Origin of the sequence: Methylobacterium sp. J-090, assembly GCF_022829345.1 — a bacterium.
In the GTDB taxonomy this organism is placed as follows: Bacteria; Pseudomonadota; Alphaproteobacteria; order Rhizobiales; family Beijerinckiaceae; genus Methylobacterium.
On the sequence record NZ_JAKSXV010000035.1, the window covers coordinates 109,693 to 128,048 of the forward strand.

General features: G+C 69.3%; 18 protein-coding genes and 1 tRNA gene. 9 read left to right on the forward strand and 10 right to left on the reverse strand.

The genetic code is table 11. The annotated features are described in order from the left end of the window. Positions 1-6 precede the first annotated feature (6 nt). Positions 7-1,476, reverse strand: coding sequence for an AMP nucleosidase (locus MKK49_RS06245; protein ID WP_244027181.1), 1,470 nt, complete (start codon positions 1,474-1,476; stop codon positions 7-9). 148 nt (positions 1,477-1,624) lie between these two features. Here MKK49_RS06245 and tsaA point away from each other — a divergent pair, with 148 nt between their 5' ends. After that, entirely contained in the window at positions 1,625-2,116 is a 492-nt protein-coding gene (tsaA, locus tag MKK49_RS06250) for a tRNA (N6-threonylcarbamoyladenosine(37)-N6)-methyltransferase TrmO (RefSeq protein WP_244027182.1), read from the forward strand. A gap of 26 nt (positions 2,117-2,142) precedes the next feature. Here tsaA and MKK49_RS06255 read toward each other — a convergent pair whose 3' ends face one another. From MKK49_RS06255 to MKK49_RS06265, 3 genes are read right to left on the reverse strand one after another with little or no spacing between them, the layout of a single operon-like run. Then, a complete protein-coding gene (locus tag MKK49_RS06255; RefSeq protein WP_244027183.1) occupies positions 2,143-5,235 on the reverse strand; it encodes an efflux RND transporter permease subunit in 3,093 nt (1,030 codons plus the stop codon). A 25-nt stretch (positions 5,236-5,260) separates the two neighbouring features. Continuing rightward, positions 5,261-6,334 (reverse strand): efflux RND transporter periplasmic adaptor subunit, encoded by a 1,074-nt coding sequence (locus MKK49_RS06260; RefSeq protein WP_244027184.1) that lies wholly within the window; start codon positions 6,332-6,334, stop codon positions 5,261-5,263. Continuing rightward, a complete protein-coding gene (locus MKK49_RS06265) occupies positions 6,331-7,455 on the reverse strand; it encodes an efflux RND transporter periplasmic adaptor subunit (protein ID WP_244027185.1) in 1,125 nt (374 codons plus the stop codon). The genes MKK49_RS06260 and MKK49_RS06265 overlap by 4 nt, the downstream gene beginning before the upstream one ends. Before the next feature lie 92 nt (positions 7,456-7,547). Between MKK49_RS06265 and MKK49_RS06270 the strand changes: the two genes are divergently transcribed. Continuing rightward, entirely contained in the window at positions 7,548-8,126 is a 579-nt protein-coding gene (locus MKK49_RS06270; RefSeq protein ID WP_244027186.1) for a TetR/AcrR family transcriptional regulator, read from the forward strand. Positions 8,127-8,129: 3 nt separating this feature from the next. On the opposite strand, the gene MKK49_RS06275 is transcribed toward MKK49_RS06270, so the two are convergent. Then, a complete protein-coding gene (locus tag MKK49_RS06275) occupies positions 8,130-8,966 on the reverse strand; it encodes a histone deacetylase (protein ID WP_279595363.1) in 837 nt (278 codons plus the stop codon). Between the two features lie 279 nt (positions 8,967-9,245). Between MKK49_RS06275 and MKK49_RS06280 the strand changes: the two genes are divergently transcribed. Together MKK49_RS06280 and MKK49_RS06285 are read left to right on the forward strand one after the other, a co-directional pair. Then, positions 9,246-10,406 carry a ceramide glucosyltransferase gene (locus tag MKK49_RS06280; protein WP_244027188.1) on the forward strand — a complete coding sequence of 387 codons (1,161 nt, stop codon included), beginning with the start codon at positions 9,246-9,248 and terminating at the stop codon, positions 10,404-10,406. 37 nt (positions 10,407-10,443) lie between these two features. Further along, positions 10,444-11,145, forward strand: coding sequence for a glutamine amidotransferase-related protein (locus MKK49_RS06285; RefSeq protein WP_244027189.1), 702 nt, complete (start codon positions 10,444-10,446; stop codon positions 11,143-11,145). 3 nt (positions 11,146-11,148) lie between these two features. On the opposite strand, the gene MKK49_RS06290 is transcribed toward MKK49_RS06285, so the two are convergent. Next, positions 11,149-11,233, reverse strand: a tRNA-Leu gene (locus MKK49_RS06290). Between the two features lie 135 nt (positions 11,234-11,368). On the opposite strand from MKK49_RS06290, the gene MKK49_RS06295 reads away from it, so the two are divergent. After that, positions 11,369-11,950 carry a YqaA family protein gene (locus MKK49_RS06295; RefSeq protein ID WP_244027190.1) on the forward strand — a complete coding sequence of 194 codons (582 nt, stop codon included), beginning with the start codon at positions 11,369-11,371 and terminating at the stop codon, positions 11,948-11,950. A gap of 1 nt (position 11,951) precedes the next feature. After that, on the forward strand, positions 11,952-12,440 hold the full coding sequence (locus MKK49_RS06300) for a disulfide bond formation protein B (RefSeq protein ID WP_244027191.1): 489 nt from the start codon (positions 11,952-11,954) through the stop codon (positions 12,438-12,440). Between the two features lie 4 nt (positions 12,441-12,444). Here MKK49_RS06300 and MKK49_RS06305 read toward each other — a convergent pair whose 3' ends face one another. The 4 genes from MKK49_RS06305 to cpdR all read right to left on the reverse strand — a co-directional run bounded on the left by MKK49_RS06305 (position 12,445) and on the right by cpdR (position 14,491). After that, positions 12,445-12,921 (reverse strand): DUF1178 family protein, encoded by a 477-nt coding sequence (locus tag MKK49_RS06305; RefSeq protein ID WP_244027192.1) that lies wholly within the window; start codon positions 12,919-12,921, stop codon positions 12,445-12,447. A gap of 19 nt (positions 12,922-12,940) precedes the next feature. Then, the gene (locus MKK49_RS06310; protein ID WP_244027193.1) at positions 12,941-13,789 is read right to left on the reverse strand and encodes a carbon-nitrogen hydrolase family protein; all 849 of its coding nucleotides are present in this window, start codon (positions 13,787-13,789) and stop codon (positions 12,941-12,943) included. Beyond that, positions 13,786-14,043, reverse strand: a complete 258-nt coding sequence (gene grxC, locus MKK49_RS06315; RefSeq protein ID WP_244027194.1) for a glutaredoxin 3 — start codon at positions 14,041-14,043, stop codon at positions 13,786-13,788. The genes MKK49_RS06310 and grxC overlap by 4 nt, the downstream gene beginning before the upstream one ends. A 91-nt stretch (positions 14,044-14,134) precedes the next feature. Further along, the gene (gene cpdR, locus MKK49_RS06320) at positions 14,135-14,491 is read right to left on the reverse strand and encodes a cell cycle two-component system response regulator CpdR (protein ID WP_003603128.1); all 357 of its coding nucleotides are present in this window, start codon (positions 14,489-14,491) and stop codon (positions 14,135-14,137) included. 229 nt (positions 14,492-14,720) lie between these two features. Here cpdR and MKK49_RS06325 point away from each other — a divergent pair, with 229 nt between their 5' ends. From MKK49_RS06325 to MKK49_RS06335, 3 genes are all read left to right on the forward strand, one after another. Further along, positions 14,721-15,629, forward strand: coding sequence for an N-formylglutamate amidohydrolase (locus MKK49_RS06325; RefSeq protein WP_244027195.1), 909 nt, complete (start codon positions 14,721-14,723; stop codon positions 15,627-15,629). Positions 15,630-15,809: 180 nt separating this feature from the next. Continuing rightward, complete coding sequence (gene scpA, locus MKK49_RS06330) at positions 15,810-17,975, forward strand: methylmalonyl-CoA mutase (RefSeq protein WP_244027196.1); 2,166 nt, start codon at positions 15,810-15,812, stop codon at positions 17,973-17,975. A gap of 57 nt (positions 17,976-18,032) precedes the next feature. Then, the coding region (locus MKK49_RS06335; RefSeq protein ID WP_244027197.1) for a sugar phosphate nucleotidyltransferase at positions 18,033-18,356 on the forward strand (324 nt) is incomplete at its 3' end.

The following is an 18,356-nucleotide window of genomic DNA, read 5'->3' on the forward strand; positions in this document are numbered from 1 at the left end:
GATGTCCTATCGGAACGGCGGCTCGTCGAAGCTCCGCAGCTTGCGAGAGTGCAGACCGTGCCGGTCGGCGCGCAGGATATCGAGGGCGGAGAGGCCGATGAGCAGGTGCTCGGCGATTGCCCGCTCGTAGAACGCGTTGGCCGCGCCCGGCAGCTTGATCTCGCCGTGGAGCGGCTTGTCGGAGACGCACAGCAGGGTGCCGTAGGGGACGCGCAGGCGGTAGCCCTGGGCCGCGATGGTCCCGCTTTCCATGTCGACGCCGATGGCGCGGGACAGGTTGATCCGCCGCCGCTCCTGGGAGAAGCGCAGCTCCCAGTTCCGGTCGTCGTAGGTCACCACGGTGCCGGTGCGCAGGCGGCGCTTGAGGTCATCGCTGGCCTCGCCCGTGACGCTCGCGGCCGCCGCCTGGAGGGCGAGCTGGACTTCCGCGAGCGCCGGAACCGGCACGTCCGGCGGTACCAATTCGTCGAGGATGCGGTCGCGGCGAAAATAGCCGTGGGCAAGGACGTAGTCGCCGATGGTCTGTGATTGGCGCAGGCCGCCGCAATGGCCGACCATGAGCCAGCAATGCGGACGCAGCACCGCGAGGTGGTCGGTGATGGTCTTGGCGTTGGAGGGCCCGACCCCGATATTCACGAGCGTCGTCCCCTGCATCGTCCCGTCGGGCCCGCGGGCCACGAGGTGGTAGGCCGGCATCTGGTACTTGTGCCAGGGCGAGGCGGCGATGAGGGCGGCGGGATCGACGGACGCCGCCTCCGCCCGCGAGACCGAAATGCCGCCGGGCAGGATCATCCGCTCGAATCCGTCCTCGCCCCGCGCCAGCCGCTCCAGCCCATGCCGGATGAAGCCGTCGACGTAGCGGTGGTAGTTGGTCAGCAGGATCCACGGCTGGACGTCGCGCCAATCGCAGCCTGTGTAATGGACCAGTCGGCGCAGGGAGTAATCGACCCGGATGGCGTCGAACAGGGCCAGCGGCCGGGGCGCGTCGGGCGCATCCTGCCACAGGCCGTCGGCGATCTCGTCGCCGACCACGGAGAGCAGGGGCACGGGGAAGTAGGTGGCGAGATCGCGCGGCGTCACCCCGGCGCGCCCGAGGTCGAGGCCCGGCTCGATGACGTAGGGATACGGGATCTCCTGGGCGCTCAGGCCGACTTCGAGGCTCGCGCCGTAGTCGCGCACCAGCGGCGTCAGCTGTTCGAGGAGATACCCGCGGAAGTGGCCGGGCTGCGTCACGGTGGTGGCGTAGGTGCCCGGCGCCTGGAACTTCGCGGTGGCGCGCGCCACCCGCGGCATCGGCCCCGAGGGCTGATAGGTGATGCGCAGTTCGGGATAGCGGAACTGGAGCCGCTCCGTGGCGTCGGGGGCCGGGCCGCCGTCGAGGTAGCGGGCCAGGGCAACCTGGAGCGCGTCGGTGGCCCCCGCATGCAGGGCGGCGAGCCGGTCCACGGCGGTCTCGGGATCGGAAACGGATTCCATCGGTCGCAATTCGTCGCGGCTCACGGTGTCTCCTCGCTGAACCCTTCGCATTGGGCTGTACACCGCCGCCCCGTGCGACGCGACCGGCAGGGCTTGCGGCGAGCCAACGAAGCATCCGACATGCCGCTCTCAGCCGGAGTTCCACGTGATGAACCAGACCGTCGAACGCCGCCCCGGCGAAGAGACTATCGCACTGCCCGAGGCCTACGACGCGGGCGTGTACTTCATCGGCCGCATCCGCACGCCGTGGCCAGGGCGCTGGGACTGCCCGAAGAACGGCCTCCAGACCGACGCGGTCTGCACCCTGGTGCTCGATCCGGCCTATGCGCCCGGACTGCAGAACCTCTCGGGCGCGAGCCATCTCATCGTGCTCTACTGGATGGACGAAGCCGCGCGCGACATCATCCGCCAGCGCCCACGGCACGCCGACGGCAGCCGCGGCACCTTCTCCCTTCGGTCGCCGGCGCGACCCAACCCCATCGCCCTGTCGGTGGTGGAGAACCTCGGGGTCGACGGCACCACCGTCCGGGTGCGCGGCCTCGATTGCCGCGACGGCACGCCGCTCCTCGACATCAAGCCCTACTACGCCTCGACGGATTCGCGGCCCGACGCGACGGTGGCGCGCGCCGGGGCCGAATGATCAGGCCAAGTGGTCAGGCCAAGTGGTCAAGCAACATGGACCTGCCCGTCGGCGCCGTGGATCCTGCGCGGCGCGCCCTTCGGCGGCGCCTTGATCCGGTACCAGCCGACATAGAGGGCCGGCAGGAAGAACAGGGTCAGGAAGGTGGCGGCGAGGATGCCGCCGATCATCGCGTAGGCCATCGGCCCCCAGAACACTTCGCGGGCGATGGGGACGAGGCCGAAGCTCGCCGCCGCCGCCGTGAGCAGGATCGGCCGCATGCGGTGACAGGTGGCGTCCACCACGGCGTCCCAGGGCGCCAGCCCGTCGCGCTCGTACTCGTCGATCTGGGTCACGAGGATCACGGAATTCCGTACGATGATGCCGATGAGAGCGAGGATTCCGAGGATGGCGACGAACCCCATGGGCTTGTCGAACAGCAGCAGGGCCGCCGCGACGCCGATGATGCCGAGCGGCGCCACGCTCGCGACCAGGAAAAGCTTCTGGAAGCTCTGGAGCTGGATCATCAGGAACACCGCCATGGTGAGCAGCATCACCGGTGCCACCGCCGCGATGGGACCCTGGCCCTTTGCGCTCTCCTCCACGGCGCCGCCCACCGCGAGGGTGTATCCGTCGGGGAGCGATTTCGAGAAGGCGGTGATCTCCTTGTCGAGTTCGGTCACCACGGTCTGCGGCTGGGTCCCGTCCGCGATCGAGGCGCGGACCGTGATGGTGGGCAGGCGGTCCCGGCGCCAGACGATGGGCTGTTCCAGTTCGTAGCCGATGGTGGCGAAGGCGAGCAGCGGCACCACGCTGCCGTTGGCCAGCGGGATCTGCAGGGTCTGCAGGGTGTCGAGGGAGTTGCGTTCCACCGCCTGGGCGCGGCCGACCACATCGACGAGGTAGATCGAATCGCGCACCTGCGTGATGGCCCGGCCGCCGACGATGCCGTTGAGGAGGCCGGCGATGTCCTCCGACGTGACCCCGAGCTGGCGGGCCTTGTCCTGGATGATATCGACCTTCAGCACCTTGCCGGGCTCGTTCCAGTCGAAGGTCGGCACGTTGAGGTGTGCGTTGCCGCCGACGATGTTGGCGAGTGCGAGGGCATGCCCGCGCAGGGCCTGGAGATCGGGACCGCTCAGACGATATTGCACCGGGCGTCCCACGGGGGGCCCGAGGTCGAGGGAGTGGATGAGGAAGTCGGTCCCGACGAATTTTTCGCGCGCCAGGGCTTCGAGCTTCACCTTCATGCGCTCGCGCGCCTCGATGGACGTCGTCTCGATGACAATCTGGCCGAAGAAGGCGTTACCGAGCTGCTGATCGAGGGGCAGGTAGAAGCGCACGGCGCCCTGGCCGACATAGGAACTCCAGCGCGCGATCTCGGGATCGCCCTTAAGGGTCACTTCGAACCGGTCCATCTGCGCCTTGGTTTCGGCGATGCTGGCGTTCTGCGGCAGGGTCATGTCGACGAGGAGTTCGGGCCGGTCGGAAGCCGGGAAGAACTGCTGCTGCACGTGGCCCATCCCGACGATGGCTGCGGCCAGGAGACCGATGCAGGCGGCCACCGTGGTCCAGCGCCAGCGCATGGCGGCGAGCAGCCCCGCGGTGAACATCCGCATCAGGCGGCCGGGCTTGTCGTGGTCCTTGTGCTTCATCTTCGCGGGCAGGAGCTTCACGCCGATGAGGGGCGCGAACAGCACCGCCACCACCCACGACACGAGGAGCGAGGCGGCGATGACCACGAACAGGCTGTAGGTGTACTCGCCCGCCGAGGAGCCGTTGAAACCGATGGGCAGGAAGCCCGCCACGGTCACGAGGGTGCCCGTCAGCATCGGGAAGGCCGTGGAGGTGTAGGCGAAGGTCGCCGCCTTCTTGAGGCTGTCGCCGACCTCGAGGCGCGCGACCATCATCTCGACGGTGATCATCGCGTCGTCCACCAGCAGCCCGAGGGCGATGATGAGGGCACCGAGCGAGATGCGCTGGAGGGTGACGCCCATCACCTGCATCACCACGAACACGATGGCGAGCACGAGGGGGATCGACAGGGAGACCACGAGGCCGGCGCGCCACCCGAGGCTGACGAAGCTGACGGCGAGCACGATGATCACCGCCTCCACCAGGGCCTTGGTGAAGCCACCCACCGCCTCCTCGACGATTCTGGGCTGATCCGACACGAGGTGGATGCCGACGCCCACGGGCAACTCGCCCTCGAGCTTGCGCATCCGTTCCTTGAGATCGTGGCCGAAGGTGAGGAGGTTGCCCGACGGCTGCATGGCGATGGCCAGACCGATGGCCGGCTCGCCGTTGAAGCGGAACAGGGCGGTCGGCGGATCGGTGAAGCCGCGCGAGATCTCGGCCACGTCCGAGAGGCGGAAGAAGCGGTCGTTCACCCGCAGGTTGATGGCCCGGAGGCTGTCCTCGGACACGAACTGGCCGCCGACCCGCACGGAGACCCGCTCGGGTCCGGCCTGGATCACGCCCGACGGCGCGATGGCGTTCTGCGTCTGCAGGGTCTTGATCACCGAGTTCATGTCGAGGCCGAGCCCGGCGAGCTTGCGCACGGAGAAGTCGAGGTAGATCACCTCGTCCTGGGCGCCGAGCAGGATCATCTTGCCGGCGTTGGGAACCGACTTCACGGCGGCGCGCACGCGCTCCACGTAATCGCGGAGTTGGCGCATGCTGACGCCGTCGGCCGTGAAGGCGTAGACGTTGCCGAAAACGTCACCGAACTCGTCGTTGAAGAACGGTCCCTGCATGCCCTGAGGGAACGTGCCCTGGATGTCGCCGATGCGCTTCCTGACCTGATAGAAGATCGCCGGAATCGTCTTCGGCGGCGTGGTCTCGCGCAACTGCACGAACACCGTAGCCTGGCCGGGCGTGGTGTAGGAGCGGCTGAAATCGACGGCGTCGATCTGCTGCAACTCCTTCTCGATGCGCTCAGTGACCTGATCGAGGGTGTCGCCGATGGTGGCGCCGGGCCAGCGCGCCTGCACGATCATGGTCTTGATGGCGAAGGGCGGGTCCTCCTCGCGGCCGAGCTTTTCGTAGGCCAGCACGCCGGCGATCACCGAGATCAGCATCAGGAACCAGACGAAGGAGCGGTGCTCCAGGGCCCATTCCGACAGATTGAAGTTCTTCACGGGGTCAGTCTCGCTTCCGACCGGATTACGGCGTTGCGTCGGGCAGGCGCACGGCCTGGCCCTCGCTGAGCGAATGGATGCCGGCCACGACCACGCGGTCGCCGACGGCTAGGCCTTGGGTGACGGTCGCGCGTTTCGCATCCCGCCCCGTCACGGTGACGGCGCGGCGCACGACCGTCTTGCCGCTGCCGTCCACGATCCAGACAGAATCCCGGCCCTCCGTGCTCAGCAAAGCGGTCGCCGGCAGATCGAAACGGGGCGGAACGTTTCGCGAGAGGGAGACCGTGAGGGTCGAACCGAGGCGGAAGGCCGGGGACGGGGCGAGCAGGGTCATGCGGATGCGCCGGGTCCGGGTGACGCGGTCGGCGAACGGCGCGGTCTCGCGGACCTTGGCGGTGGCTGTGACATCCGGCGCGCTCTGCAGGGCGACGGTGAACACCGCGTCCTTCGACATCGCCCCGACGAGGTCCTCCGGGATATCGACCACGGCCTCGCGCTCCTCGGGACGCGCCAGGGTCAGCACCGCCTGACCGGCGCTCAGCACCTGGCCCACCTCGGCCGAGCGCACGGTGACGACGCCGTCGAAATCGGCGTGGAGTTCGGTGTAGCCGATCTGGTCCCGGGCCTTCTGGAGGCTGGATTGGGCCTGGGCGAGGCGGGCCTGGGCGGTGTCGCGGCTGGCCACAGCGCTATCGAGCTGGGCCTGGGTGACGTTGCCGCCGGCGAGCAGCTTGCGGCGACGGGTCTCCGTCGCGCCCGCGTTCTCGGCCTGGGCCTCGGCATCGGCCAGATCCGCCTCCGCCCGCGTCAGGGCGAAACGCGGCACCACCGGGTCGAGGGCGGCGAGGCGCTGCCCCTTCTTCACGACATCGCCGACGGTCACGTCGCGGGCGACCATGCGTCCGGCGATCTGGAAGCCGATCTCCGACTGGTAGCGCGGCGCGACGAATCCGGCGAAGGGGCCGAACATCTCCGTCGCGACGGGCTTGGCCGTGGTGGTGAGGACCGGGCGGACGGGCGCCGGGCCGGCCTCCTGCTCCGGCTTGCAGGCCGCGAGGGCGAGCGCCAGGGCGGCGAGAGGAACCAACTGGCGGCTCATCGTGCGATCCCCAGGGTCTCGGCCACGGCCACGGTCTGACCCGGCCGCAGGAACTGGATTCCGGCGATCACCACCTCCTCGCCGGGCTGAACACCCCCCGCCAACGCGACGGTGTCGGGGGCGTAGCGCTCCAGCGTAACCTTGCGCGGCGCCACGGTGCCGCTCTGCGGATCGCGCACCCATACCGCCGGACCATCCTGCCAGCGATAGAGGGCCGACCACGGCAGGACGATCGCCTCGCGCGCGTGGAACTTGCCGGTGCCGATCACCACGGCGCCCAGGGTCATACCCGGCGGCGTCGCCTGGAGTCCGACCTTGACCCGCACGGTGCCGGAGGCGGAATCCACGCTCGGCGAGATCTCCCGTACGCGGCCCACAGCCGTCACTTTCGGATCGGCCTGGAGCGCCACGGCGACGGTCTCGCTTTCGGGAGGCGCGGCCAGGACCGCCTCGAAGATGTTGAACACCGCGTCGCGCGGGCCGTCCTGCGCCATGACCATCACGGTCTGACCGGCCTGGACCACCTGACCCACCTCGAAGGTCCGGCTGAGGACGATGCCGTCCACGCCCGCCTTGAGATCCGTGTAGGAGAACTGCTCCTTGGCGGTGCCCAAAGCGGCCTTGGCGGATTCCACCGCGGCCTGCGTGGTGCGCAGCTGCTGGTCGGCGTCGTCGTAGCTCGGCCGGGTGGTGTAGCCGCCGGCCATCAGGCTTTCCTGGCGCTTGAAGCTGACCTTGGCCTGGGTCAGCAGGGCCTCGGCCGAGGTCAGGGCCGCCTTGGCGTTGTCGAGGTTGGCGCGCTGCTCCTGCGGGTCGAGGCGCGCGAGCACCTGATCGGCCCGGATGTGATCACCGACCTCGACGAGGCGGGTGGCGATCTTGCCGGCCGTGCGGAAGGACACGTTGACCTGGGACTGCGCCTCGATGTCTCCGGTGAAGATGAGATCGGAACTGATGGTGGTTCGGCGGGCCACCACCGTACGGACCAGGGCGAGCTCGGGAGTCCTCGCGGCACCGGGCCGGACGCCCTCCGCCGCCGGTTCCCCGGCAGGGGCCAGCGAGAGCGACGCCGCAAGAGCCAGAGCGCCGCCCGCGCGGCGAACATGGTGCAGATCCGTCATCGCGTATCGCCCGCCTCGCTTGCGACTCTATCGGCGGCGATCCTTATCGTTTATCCTACCGACCGTCCAGACGGTTTTTAAGCAGGCAGGCGATGACCAAGGCGCGCACGCGGCGCGAAGACCGCCCGACGATCATCCTGGATGCGGCCGAGCGCCTGATCCGACGCGTGGGGACCCGCACGATGACCATCGATGCGGTGGCGGCGGAAGCGGGGTTGAGCAAAGGCGGGGTACTGCACCATTACGGCTCGAAGGACGCGCTGATTCAGGCCCTGGCGGAGCGCAAGCTCGCAAGCATCCGCGACAGCATCGCGGCCCACGAAGCGGCGCAGGGGCCCGGCCCTGCCGCCCTGCCGCTCGCGCTCATTGCCCATGTCCGGCAGGTCTATGCCGACGAGGAGGGGTTTCCCCGCGCCCTGCTGCTGGCTTCGGCCGAGAATCCGGAGGCCTTCGCGGGCTTCAACGCCTTCCTGAAGGACCGCCTCGCGCAGATGGAGGACGTGGCGAGCTGCCCGGGTGCGGGGGCGGTGCTCACCTTCGCGACCCTGGGCCTGCTGCTGACGCGGACGCTCGGATTCCACACCCTCGAGGGCGCCGACCTTGCCCGGCTGTTCGACGCCATGGAGCGGTTCGCGCGGGATCTGCCGACGGGGGACGCGGGGCAGGCGTGAGCCTCAGGCGGCCTCCGCCGCCATGGCCTCGAACACCCCGGCATGGCGGGCGGCGAGCGCATCGATATCCGTGGCGTAGCCGCCGCCGATCACCGCCACGAGGGGAATGTTTCGCGAGCGCGCCGCCGCGACGACGAGACGGTCGCGGGCGGCCAGGCCCGCATCCGTGAGGGCGAGGCGGCCGAGACGGTCGTCGCGGTGGGGATCGACGCCGGCATTGTAGAAGACGAGATCGGGCGAGACGGCGTCGAGCAATGGACCGACATGCGCGTCCAGCGCGGCGAGATAATCCGCATCCTCGAGCCCATCGGGCAGGCCGACATCGCGGTCGCCGGCGATCTTGCGCGCCGGGTAGTTCCTCTCGGCGTGGAGCGAGAAGGTGAACAGGTCCGGCGTGCCCGACAGGCAGTCGGCGGTGCCGTCGCCCTGGTGCACGTCGCAATCGATCACCACGGCGCGGGCGATGGTGCCCTCGCGGTGCAGGGTGCGGGCCGCGATGGCGACATCGTTGAAGATGCAGAACCCGGCGCCCCCGCCCCGCCGCGCGTGGTGGCTGCCCCCGGCGGAACTGCCCGCGAGCCCGTGCGCCAGGGCGAGGCGGGCCGCCAGCAGGGTACCGGCGACGGAGGCCCGCGAGCGGGCGACCACGCTGGCGCCGACGGGCAGTCCGATCTCGCGCTCGACGGCACGCGGCACGCTCAGGGCAAGGACCGATTCGACGTAAGCCCGGTCATGCACCCCGGCAATGAGGTCCAAGCCCGCCGGCTCCGGGCGCACGAAGCCCTGCGGTGCCAGGCCCCGCGCCAGGAGGACTTCGGAGAGACGCCGGTACTTGCCCATGGGGAAGCGATGTCCGTCGGGCAGGGTCGCCTGATAGTCGGGGTGGTAGACGATGGGTGGGACCGTCACGCCCCCGCCTCCCCGGCTCCCAGGACCGCCCCCCGCATCCGTGCCTCCGCGCCGTCCAACCCCCGCACGACCTCCGTCATACGATTGAAGCCAAGCGACTGTTAGGGCCGTCGGAACGACTCGGGCGCGGCACGATGTCAGCCTCGGCATGGGAGACCTTGGGATGGGAGACCCTGCAATGGGAGACCTTGGGATGCGGGAGACCGTGGGATGATGGACGACGCCTGGACCGGGACGGACCTCGCCCTGACGTTGTGCCTCGCCCTGACCCTGATCAACCTCGCGAGCCTCGCCTTGGCGGCCCTGCGCCTCGGGGGCCGGCGCGGCGCCTCGATCTTTCCGGCGAAAGCGGCGGTGTCCCTGGTGCGCCCGGTCTGCGGCCTCGAAGCCTTCAGCGAGGAGATGCTCACCCGGGGCTTTCACCTCGACCATCCCGATTACGAACTCATCTTCTGTGTGGCCGACCGGGCCGACCCCATCGTGCCCCTGCTCCATCGCCTGATGGCGGCTCATCCGGGCGTGCCGTCCCGGCTCATCGTCGGCGACGAGCGGATCAGCGACAATCCAAAGCTCAACAACTGCGTGCGCGGCTGGGAGGCGGCGCGCCACGACTGGGTGGTGCTGGCCGATTCCAACGTGCTGATGCCGCCGGACTACCTCCAGCGCCTCCAGGCGGCGTGGCGGCACGACACCGGCCTTGTCTGCTCGACGCCCATCGGCGCGCGGCCGGACGGGTTCTTCGCCGAGATCGAGTGCGCGTTCCTCAACACCCTGCAGGTCCGCTGGCAATATGCCGGCGAGGCGGTCGGCCTCGGCTTCGCCCAGGGCAAGAGCATGCTGTGGCACAAGCCGTTCCTCGAAGCGCGGGGCGGCATCCGGGCGCTCGCCGCCGAGATCGCCGAGGACGCGGCGGCGACGAAGCTCGTGCGGGCGGCGGGCGCCAGGGTCCACCTCGTGGCGAGCCCGTTCGAGCAGCCGCTCGGCCGGCGAAACCCCGCCGAGGTCTGGGCGCGGCAGTTGCGCTGGGCGCGCCTGCGCCGCGTCACCTTCCCGGCCTTCTTCGCGCCCGAGATCGGGACCGGACCAATCCTGCCCTTCGGAATCGCCCTCCTATCGGCCCCTTCCCCGGCGCTTGCCGGCTGGCTCTGCGCCCTGGGCGCCCTCTGGTACGGCGCCGAATACGCCCTGGCGGTCCGGGCCGGATGGCATCGTGGCCCGCGCCTGCTCCTGGCCTTCGTCGTGCGCGACACGGTGTTCCCGGCGATCTGGGCCGGCGCCTGGATGCGGGGCGCCATTCTCTGGCGCGGCAACGCCATGGATATCCGCCCGAAGGCCCCGGGCCGCCTGCGCACCCGCGCGACGGCGGCCTGAGCTTCCGAGGCGGCCGACGCCCTGGTAAGCCGCCGCCATGAAGATCGGCATCCTCGAGACCGGCAACCCGCCCGAGCGCCTCGGCGGCCGTTATCCCACCTACGGGCGCATGGTGTCCGACCTCGTCGGACCCGGCCATGCCTACACCCCTTACGCCGCGGCGGACGGCATCCTTCCGGCCGATCCGTCGGACGAGGACGCCTACCTCATCACCGGCTCGCCGGCGGGGGTCTACGAGCCGCTGCCGTGGATCGCTGCCCTGATCGACTTCCTGCGCGCGGTGCCGCCGGCGACGCCGATGGTCGGACTCTGCTTTGGCCATCAGGTCATGGCCGCCGCCTTCGGCGGACGGGTGGCGAAATCGACCAAGGGCTGGGGCATCGGCCTGCACACCTACCGGGTCCAGGCGCGCGCCCCGTGGATGGACGAGGCCACCGAAATCGCCGTCCCGGCGATCCATCAGGATCAGGTGCTGGAGCCGCCGCCCGGCGCCCGGACGATCGCCGGCAACGCCTTCACCCCGCACGGAATCCTCGACTACCGCGACCGGCGGGCGCTGTCGTTTCAGGTCCATCCGGAATTTGAGGCGGACTACGCCATCGCCCTCATCGCCGGCCATACCCCAGCCGTCCCGCACGAACCGGCGGCGCACGCCGCCGCCCTCGCCTCGCTCACGCATCCCAACGACGGGCCGCGCCTCGGCGGCTGGATCAGGCGGTTTCTGGAAGACGGAGAATGACGGTGGTGCGGGCGGTCGGAATCGAACCGACACTCCTTGCGGAACCGGATTTTGAGTCCGGCGCGTCTACCAGTTCCACCACGCCCGCAGCGCCAGCCTCATGGCACACCTTCGTGATTCGGGCCAGTGGCGATTTTCCGCGGCCGCACGCTCGCCACGTCCCTACGGCTATGCTCAAAGAACACCGCTTTCCCTCCTCATCCCTCCGGACGCAGACCCGCTCATGATCCGCCGTCTCTACGAATGGATCCTCGCGCTCGCGGGCAAGCCGTCGGCGCCCTGGGCACTGGGGGCTGTGTCCTTCGCCGAAAGCTCGTTCTTCCCGGTGCCGCCCGACGTGATGATGGTCCCCATGGCGGTGAGCCGACCCGACCGGGTGTGGTTCTACGCGCTGATCACCACCCTGGCGTCCGTGGCCGGCGGCGTGCTCGGCTACGCCATCGGCGCGCTGCTGTTCGATTCCGTCGGCCAGTGGGTGTTCCGGGTCTACGGCCTGTCCGAGAAGGCCGCGACCTTCCAGGCCTCCTATGCCGAGTATGGCCACTGGGTGATCCTGCTGAAGGGGCTCACACCGATCCCGTTCAAGCTCGTGACCATCACGTCGGGCTTCGCCCATTACGATCTGTTCTGGTTCGTGGTGCTGTCGCTCATCACCCGCGGCGCGCGATTCTTCCTCCTGGCGGCACTGCTCGGCCGCTACGGCGTTCAGATCCGGGGCGTGCTCGATCGCCACCTCAATGTCGTCGCGGCCATCGCGGTCGCGGTCATCATCCTCGGCTTCGTCCTGTTCAAGGTGCTCCTGTAAGATGGATTACACGACCCTCCTGCGGCTGCGCCGAAGCGCCCTCCTCCTCATCCTCGGTTCGGCGGCGACCTTGGCGGCGGCGTTCTATTTCCAGTGGGTGCTCGGCTACGTGCCGTGCAAGCTCTGCCTGACGGAACGCATCCCGTACTACGCCGCGATTCCCTTCGGTCTCCTCGCCCTCGTGCTGCCCGAGCGCCTCAGCCGCGTCGCCCTCGGGCTCGCGGCCCTCAGCCTGCTGTATGGCGCCGGATTGAGCGTCTATCACGCCGGCGCCGAGTGGGCGCTCTGGCCCGGCCCGTCGGATTGCGGCGGAGGGAGCGGTGCGGCGCCCGCGACGGTCACGGACTTCCGCGCCGCCCTGGAGACCACGCGGGTGGCCGACTGCTCCACCGCCGCCTGGCGATTCCTGGGAGTGTCGCTCGCGGGCTGGAACGCCGTGGTGGCCTTCGTCCTCGCATCGGTTTCGGGCACGGCCGCCGCGAAGAGCTGAGACGTCAGTGCCGGTCGTCGGGGGCCGGCGGCAGGGGCGCCACCGCGATGCCCTCCTCCACGAGGGCGCGGGCCTCGGTGAGGCTGGCCTCGCCGTAGATCGGGCGGGTCGGGCTCTCGCCGTAATGCATGCGGCGCGCTTCCTCGGGAAAGGCGGTCCCGACATCGTCGGCCGTGCGCGTCACGTGCTCGCGGACCGCCCGCATCAGGGCGCGCACGCGCTGCTCGGGCTCCGAGAGCAGGGGCATCGGCGCGGGGGGTGGAGCCGCCACGGACTCGAGCGCGTCGGTGACGGGCAAACCGGTCACTGCCCGGTCGGTGCGCGCCACGGCCGGGGCCATCATGCCCTTGGCCACCTGCGCGGATCCGCAGAGCGGGCAGGCGACGAGCCCGCGCGCAACCTGATCGTCGTAGGACTCGCTCGACGGAAACCAGCTCTCGAAATCGTGGCCGCCGTCGCAGACCAGGGTGTAGCGGATCATGCGCGGGCTCGAAGCGGGGTCAGGCGGGGCGCCCGATCCGCTCCACGGTGAACGGCCGGGCATGCAGAAGCGTCGGAATCCGCGCGCGGGCGTCGGTGACGCGGGCGAGGTCGATCTCGGCCAGGATCACCCCGGGCTCGTTGCCACCGGCATCGGCCAGAACCTTGCCCCACGGATCGACGATGAGCGAGTGGCCGTAGGTGTCGCGACCGTCCTCGTGGTGGCCGCCCTGTGCCGCCGAGATCATGAACGAGCCCGTCTCGATGGCGCGCGCCCGGTGCAGCACGTGCCAATGCGCCTCGCCGGTCTGTTGGGTGAAGCAGGCCGGGGCGGTGATGACCGCGGCGCCGGCCTCGGCGAGCGCCCGGAACAGGGCCGGGAAGCGGACGTCGTAGCAGATGGTGACGCCGATGGGTGCCCACGGCGTGTCGGCCACCACCGCACAGACACCCCCCGTATAAGTGGCGGATTCACGCCAGCGCTCGCCGTTGGGCAGGTCGACGTCGTAGAGATGAACTTTGTCGTAGGACGCCGTGATGGCGCCCGTGGCATCGATGAGGAAGGCGCGGTTCGCGATCTTGTCGCCGCTGCGCACGGCGAGCGATCCGATCTGGACGACGATCCCGCGCTCACGCGCCACCGCGCGCAGGGCCGCGAGGGTGGGGTCCTCGTCCTGGCTGGTGACCTTCTCGAACAAGCTCGCCTTGCTGCGCTCGACGAGGGAGGTCATTTCGGGCGTCTGCACGTAATCGGCGCCGGAATCCGCCGCCTCGCGCACCAGGGCGACGGCGGCGTCCCGATTGGCGAGCGGATCCCGCCCAGACCGCATCTGTACGCAGGCGGCCGTGAAGCGAGGTTCGGTGCTCATGCGGCGACCATCTGCTCGAGCTTGCCGGCACCGTTGAGGGCGTAGAGATCGTCGCATCCGCCGACATGGGTCTCGCCGACGAAGATCTGGGGCACGCTGGTGCGCCCCCCGGCCCGCTGGACCATGGCGGCGCGCGAACCGGCCGTCTTCTCGACGTCGATCTCCGTGAAGGTGATGCCCTTCTCACGCAGGAGGCTCTTGGCCGCCGAGCAGTACGGGCACCAGGCAGTTGTGTAGATCGTGACCGGCTTCATGTCGCAGGGCCCCAAGGCGTTCCACGCTGCTTATAGGCGAGCCCGGAGACTCTTCCTACTGCGGCGTTCCGCACGGGGGGCGAGGCGATGTTCAGGCCGCGAGCAGCTTCTCGACCTCGTTGACGAGGTCGCGCAGGTGGAAGGGTTTCGATAGCACCTTGGCGTCCTTCGGAGCTTTCGAATCCGGATTGAGGGCCACGGCGGCGAAGCCCGTTATGAACATCACCTTGATGTCGGGATCGAGTTCCGTGGCGCGGCGAGCCAGTTCGATGCCGTCCATCTCGGGCATCACGATGTCGGTCAGGAGGAGCTCGAACGGCTCCTCGCGCAGGCGGTTGTAGGCCGAGAGGCCGTTGTCGAACGAGAGCACGTCGTAGCCGGCGTTCTGCAACGCCTTGGCCAGGAACCGGCGCATGTCGTTGTCGTCTTCCGCGAGGAGGATCTTCATCGAACGTTGCCTTGTGCCCTTGAGTCGCTGTGTTCTTTCCACAAAGCACCAGCTTGGTAAACAGAACGTTGCCAACGGAGCCGGGTGGGGTCGGGCCGAGGCGGCCGTTCCGTGCGCGACGGCACCGTAACGGGTCCGTGACGGCGACCGTCACGGTAGACACGGCCCGCGCCGGACCGCACAGTACGATCATGCGTTTTCCCGCCCGGACCGAGGCGCTCGCGCCGCGATGACAGAGCCGACCGCCCCCCCGAATGCGCCGGGACAGCCCTGGTTCGACCCGCCCTTCCGCGTGGACGAGCCGGAAACCCACACCCTCCCCTTCGTGTTCAACGCACCCCATTCGGGCGCCGTCTATCCGCGCGCCTTCGTGGAAGCGTCACGCCTCGACGCCCTGGCCCTGCGCCGCTCGGAGGATGCCCATGTCGACCGGCTGTTCGCGCCGGTGGTGGATCTGGGCGCTCCCCTCATGTGCGCCCATTTCCCGCGCGCCTATCTCGACGTGAACCGTGAGCCCTACGAGCTCGACCCGCGCATGTTCGAGGGACGCCTGCCGGCTTTTGCCAACACCCGCTCCATGCGGGTGGCCGGCGGTCTCGGCACCGTGCCGCGCGTGGTCGCGGACGGGCAGGAGATCTATCGGGGACGCCTGCCCGTGGAGGAGGCGGTCACCCGCATCGAGACCCTGTACAAGCCGTATCACCGGACCCTGCGCGGCCTGATCCAGCGCACGGCCCGCGATTTCGGTCACGCCATCCTCATCGACTGCCACTCGATGCCGTCCTCCAGCCTCGGACGCGACGAGGCCGCACGGGCCGATTTCATCCTCGGCGACCGTTTCGGCACCGCCTGCGCACCCGAGCTCATCGGGGCGTTCGAGGATCATCTCCGGGCACGCGGCTTTCGCACCCTGCGCAACAAGCCCTATGCGGGCGGCTTCATCACGGAGCATTACGGCGAGCCCAACCTCGGCCGCCACGCCCTGCAGGTGGAGATCAACCGCGCCCTCTACATGAACGAGTCGAGCCTCGCCCTCGGGCCCGGCTTTTCCGAACTGGTCTGGCACCTGCGCGGCGTCGTGGCGGCCGTGGCCGCCGATATCGGGGACTGGACGCCGTGCCGCATGGCGGCGGAATGAGGCCCGGCCGGAGGGCCGGGCAGCAAACCGGCCTGAGGCCGCTATCAATTATTTTTGCGACCGAGGCGATCAGCACGAAATTTTCGTGATGCCGGCGGGCGCGGGCGGCGGTTAGGAGTAGCCCGGCCCACGCGCTTACCTATAATGCCGGCCAACAGGCCGTCGCACGAGCACGCATCCATGCCCTCCCGCATCCCCGACTTCACCACCGTCGCCTACGCGGCCGATGCCATCGCCGCCCCAGTGCCGCCGGCCGGCGAGCCCTGGATGACCCCCGAGGGCATCCCGGTGAAGGGCGTCTACGGCCCCGAGGACCGGAACGGCATCGAGTTCCTCGACACCTACCCGGGCGTGGCGCCGTTCCTGCGTGGGCCGTACCCGACCATGTACGTCACCCAGCCCTGGACCATCCGGCAATATGCCGGCTTCTCCACCGCCGAGGATTCGAACGCGTTCTACCGGCGCAACCTCGCCGCCGGGCAGAAGGGCCTGTCGGTGGCCTTCGATCTCGCCACCCACCGGGGCTACGATTCCGATCACCCGCGCGTGTCGGGCGATGTCGGCATGGCGGGCGTCGCCATCGATTCCATCTACGACATGCGGACGCTGTTCTCCGGCATCCCGCTCGATGAGATGACCGTATCCATGACCATGAACGGCGCCGTGCTGCCGATCCTGGCGCTCTACATCGTGGCGGCCGAAGAGCAGGGCGTGCCGCCCGAGAAACTCGCGGGCACGATCCAGAACGACATCCTCAAGGAGTTCATGGTCCGCAACACCTACATCTACCCCCCGGCGGGTTCGATGCGGATCATCGGCGACATCTTCGCCTACACCTCGAAGAATATGCCGAAGTTCAACTCGATCTCGATCTCCGGCTACCACATGCAGGAAGCCGGGGCGACGAACGACCTCGAACTCGCCTACACGCTGGCCGACGGCGTCGAGTACATCAAGGCGGGCCTCGCCGCCGGCCTCACCATCGACCAGTTCGCACCGCGCCTGTCGTTCTTCTGGGCGATCTCGACGAACTTCTTCATGGAGATCGCCAAGATGCGGGCCGCGCGCCTGATCTGGGCCAAGCTCGTCAAGGAGTTCGAGCCGAAGAGCGACAAGTCGCTGCCGCTGCGCACCCACAGCCAGACCTCCGGCTGGTCGCTGACCGCGCAGGACGTTTTCAACAACGTCACCCGCACCTGCATCGAGGCGATGGCGGCGACGCAGGGCGGCACCCAGTCGCTCCATACCAACGCCCTGGACGAGGCCCTGGCGCTCCCCACAGATTTCTCGGCCCGCATCGCCCGCAACACCCAGCTCTTCCTTCAGCAGGAGAGCGGCACGACGCGGATCGTCGATCCGTGGGGCGGCTCGTACTACGTCGAGAAGCTGACGCAGGACATCGTCGCCCGCGCCTGGGAGCATCTTCGCGAGGTCGATGAGCTGGGGGGCATGGCGAAAGCCATCGAGGCCGGCATCCCCAAGCTGCGCATCGAGGAGGCGGCCGCCCGCGCCCAGGCCCGGATCGATTCCGGGCGCCAGACCATCGTGGGCGTCAACAAGTTCAAGCCGGACGACGACCGCGCCATCGAACTCATGCGCGTCGACAACGGCAACGTCCGCACCCTGCAGATCGACAAGCTCAAGCGCCTGCGGGCCGAGCGCAACCAAGCCGACGTCGACGCGGCCCTCGACGCGCTCACCAAGGCGGCGCAGGGCGAGGGCAACCTCCTGGCCCTGGGCATCGAGGCGGCGCGGGCCAAGGCCACGGTCGGCGAGATTTCCGATGCCCTGGAGAAGGCCTGGGGCCGGCATCGGGCCGAGATCCGCTCGATCTCGGGCGTGTACAAGCGGGAGGTGGGTGGCATGTCGCCGGCAGTCGAGACGGTCCGTCAGCTCGTGGAGGCCTTCGAGGAGAACGATGGGCGCCGCCCGCGCATCCTCGTCGCCAAGATGGGACAGGACGGCCACGACCGCGGGCAGAAGGTCATCGCCTCCGCCTTCGCCGATCTCGGCTTCGACGTGGATATCGGACCGCTCTTCGCCACGCCCGACGAAGCCGCCCGCCAAGCGGTGGAGAACGATGTCCATATTGTCGGCGTCTCGTCGCTCGCCGCCGGCCACCTCACCCTGGTGCCGGAGCTCAAGGCCGCGCTCACGGCGCAGGGGCGCGAGGACGTGATGATCGTCATCGGCGGCGTCATCCCGCCCGGCGACTATCCGGCCCTGTACGCGGCGGGCGCCTCGGCGATCTTCCCGCCCGGCACGGTGATCGCGGAGGCGGCGGTCAAGCTCATCCAGGAGCTGAACGACCGGCTCGGCTACGCCGCGCGCCAAGCGGCGGAGTAAGCCACGCGGCCCGGTCCCTGCTGGACGATGGCCCTCCCCTCGCGTGAGTGATCGAGCATGGCACAGGCACGTTCCGAACTGATCCACCCCGTGATCCTGTGCGGCGGATCGGGTACGCGCCTGTGGCCGGCTTCGCGCGAGAGCATGCCGAAGCAGTTCACCCCCCTGGTGAACGCCGAGTCCTCGACCTTTCAGGATACCGCACGCCGGGTGCTCGACCCGGCGGTGTTCGGCCGCCCGACGATCATCAGCAACAGCGAAGCCCGCTTCATCGTCGCCGAGCAGCTGCTCCAAGCCGGGGTCGGGGCGGACATCGTGCTCGAGCCGGAGCGGCGCGACTCGGCCGCCGCCGTGGCGGTCGCGGCACTCCACGCCGCGCGG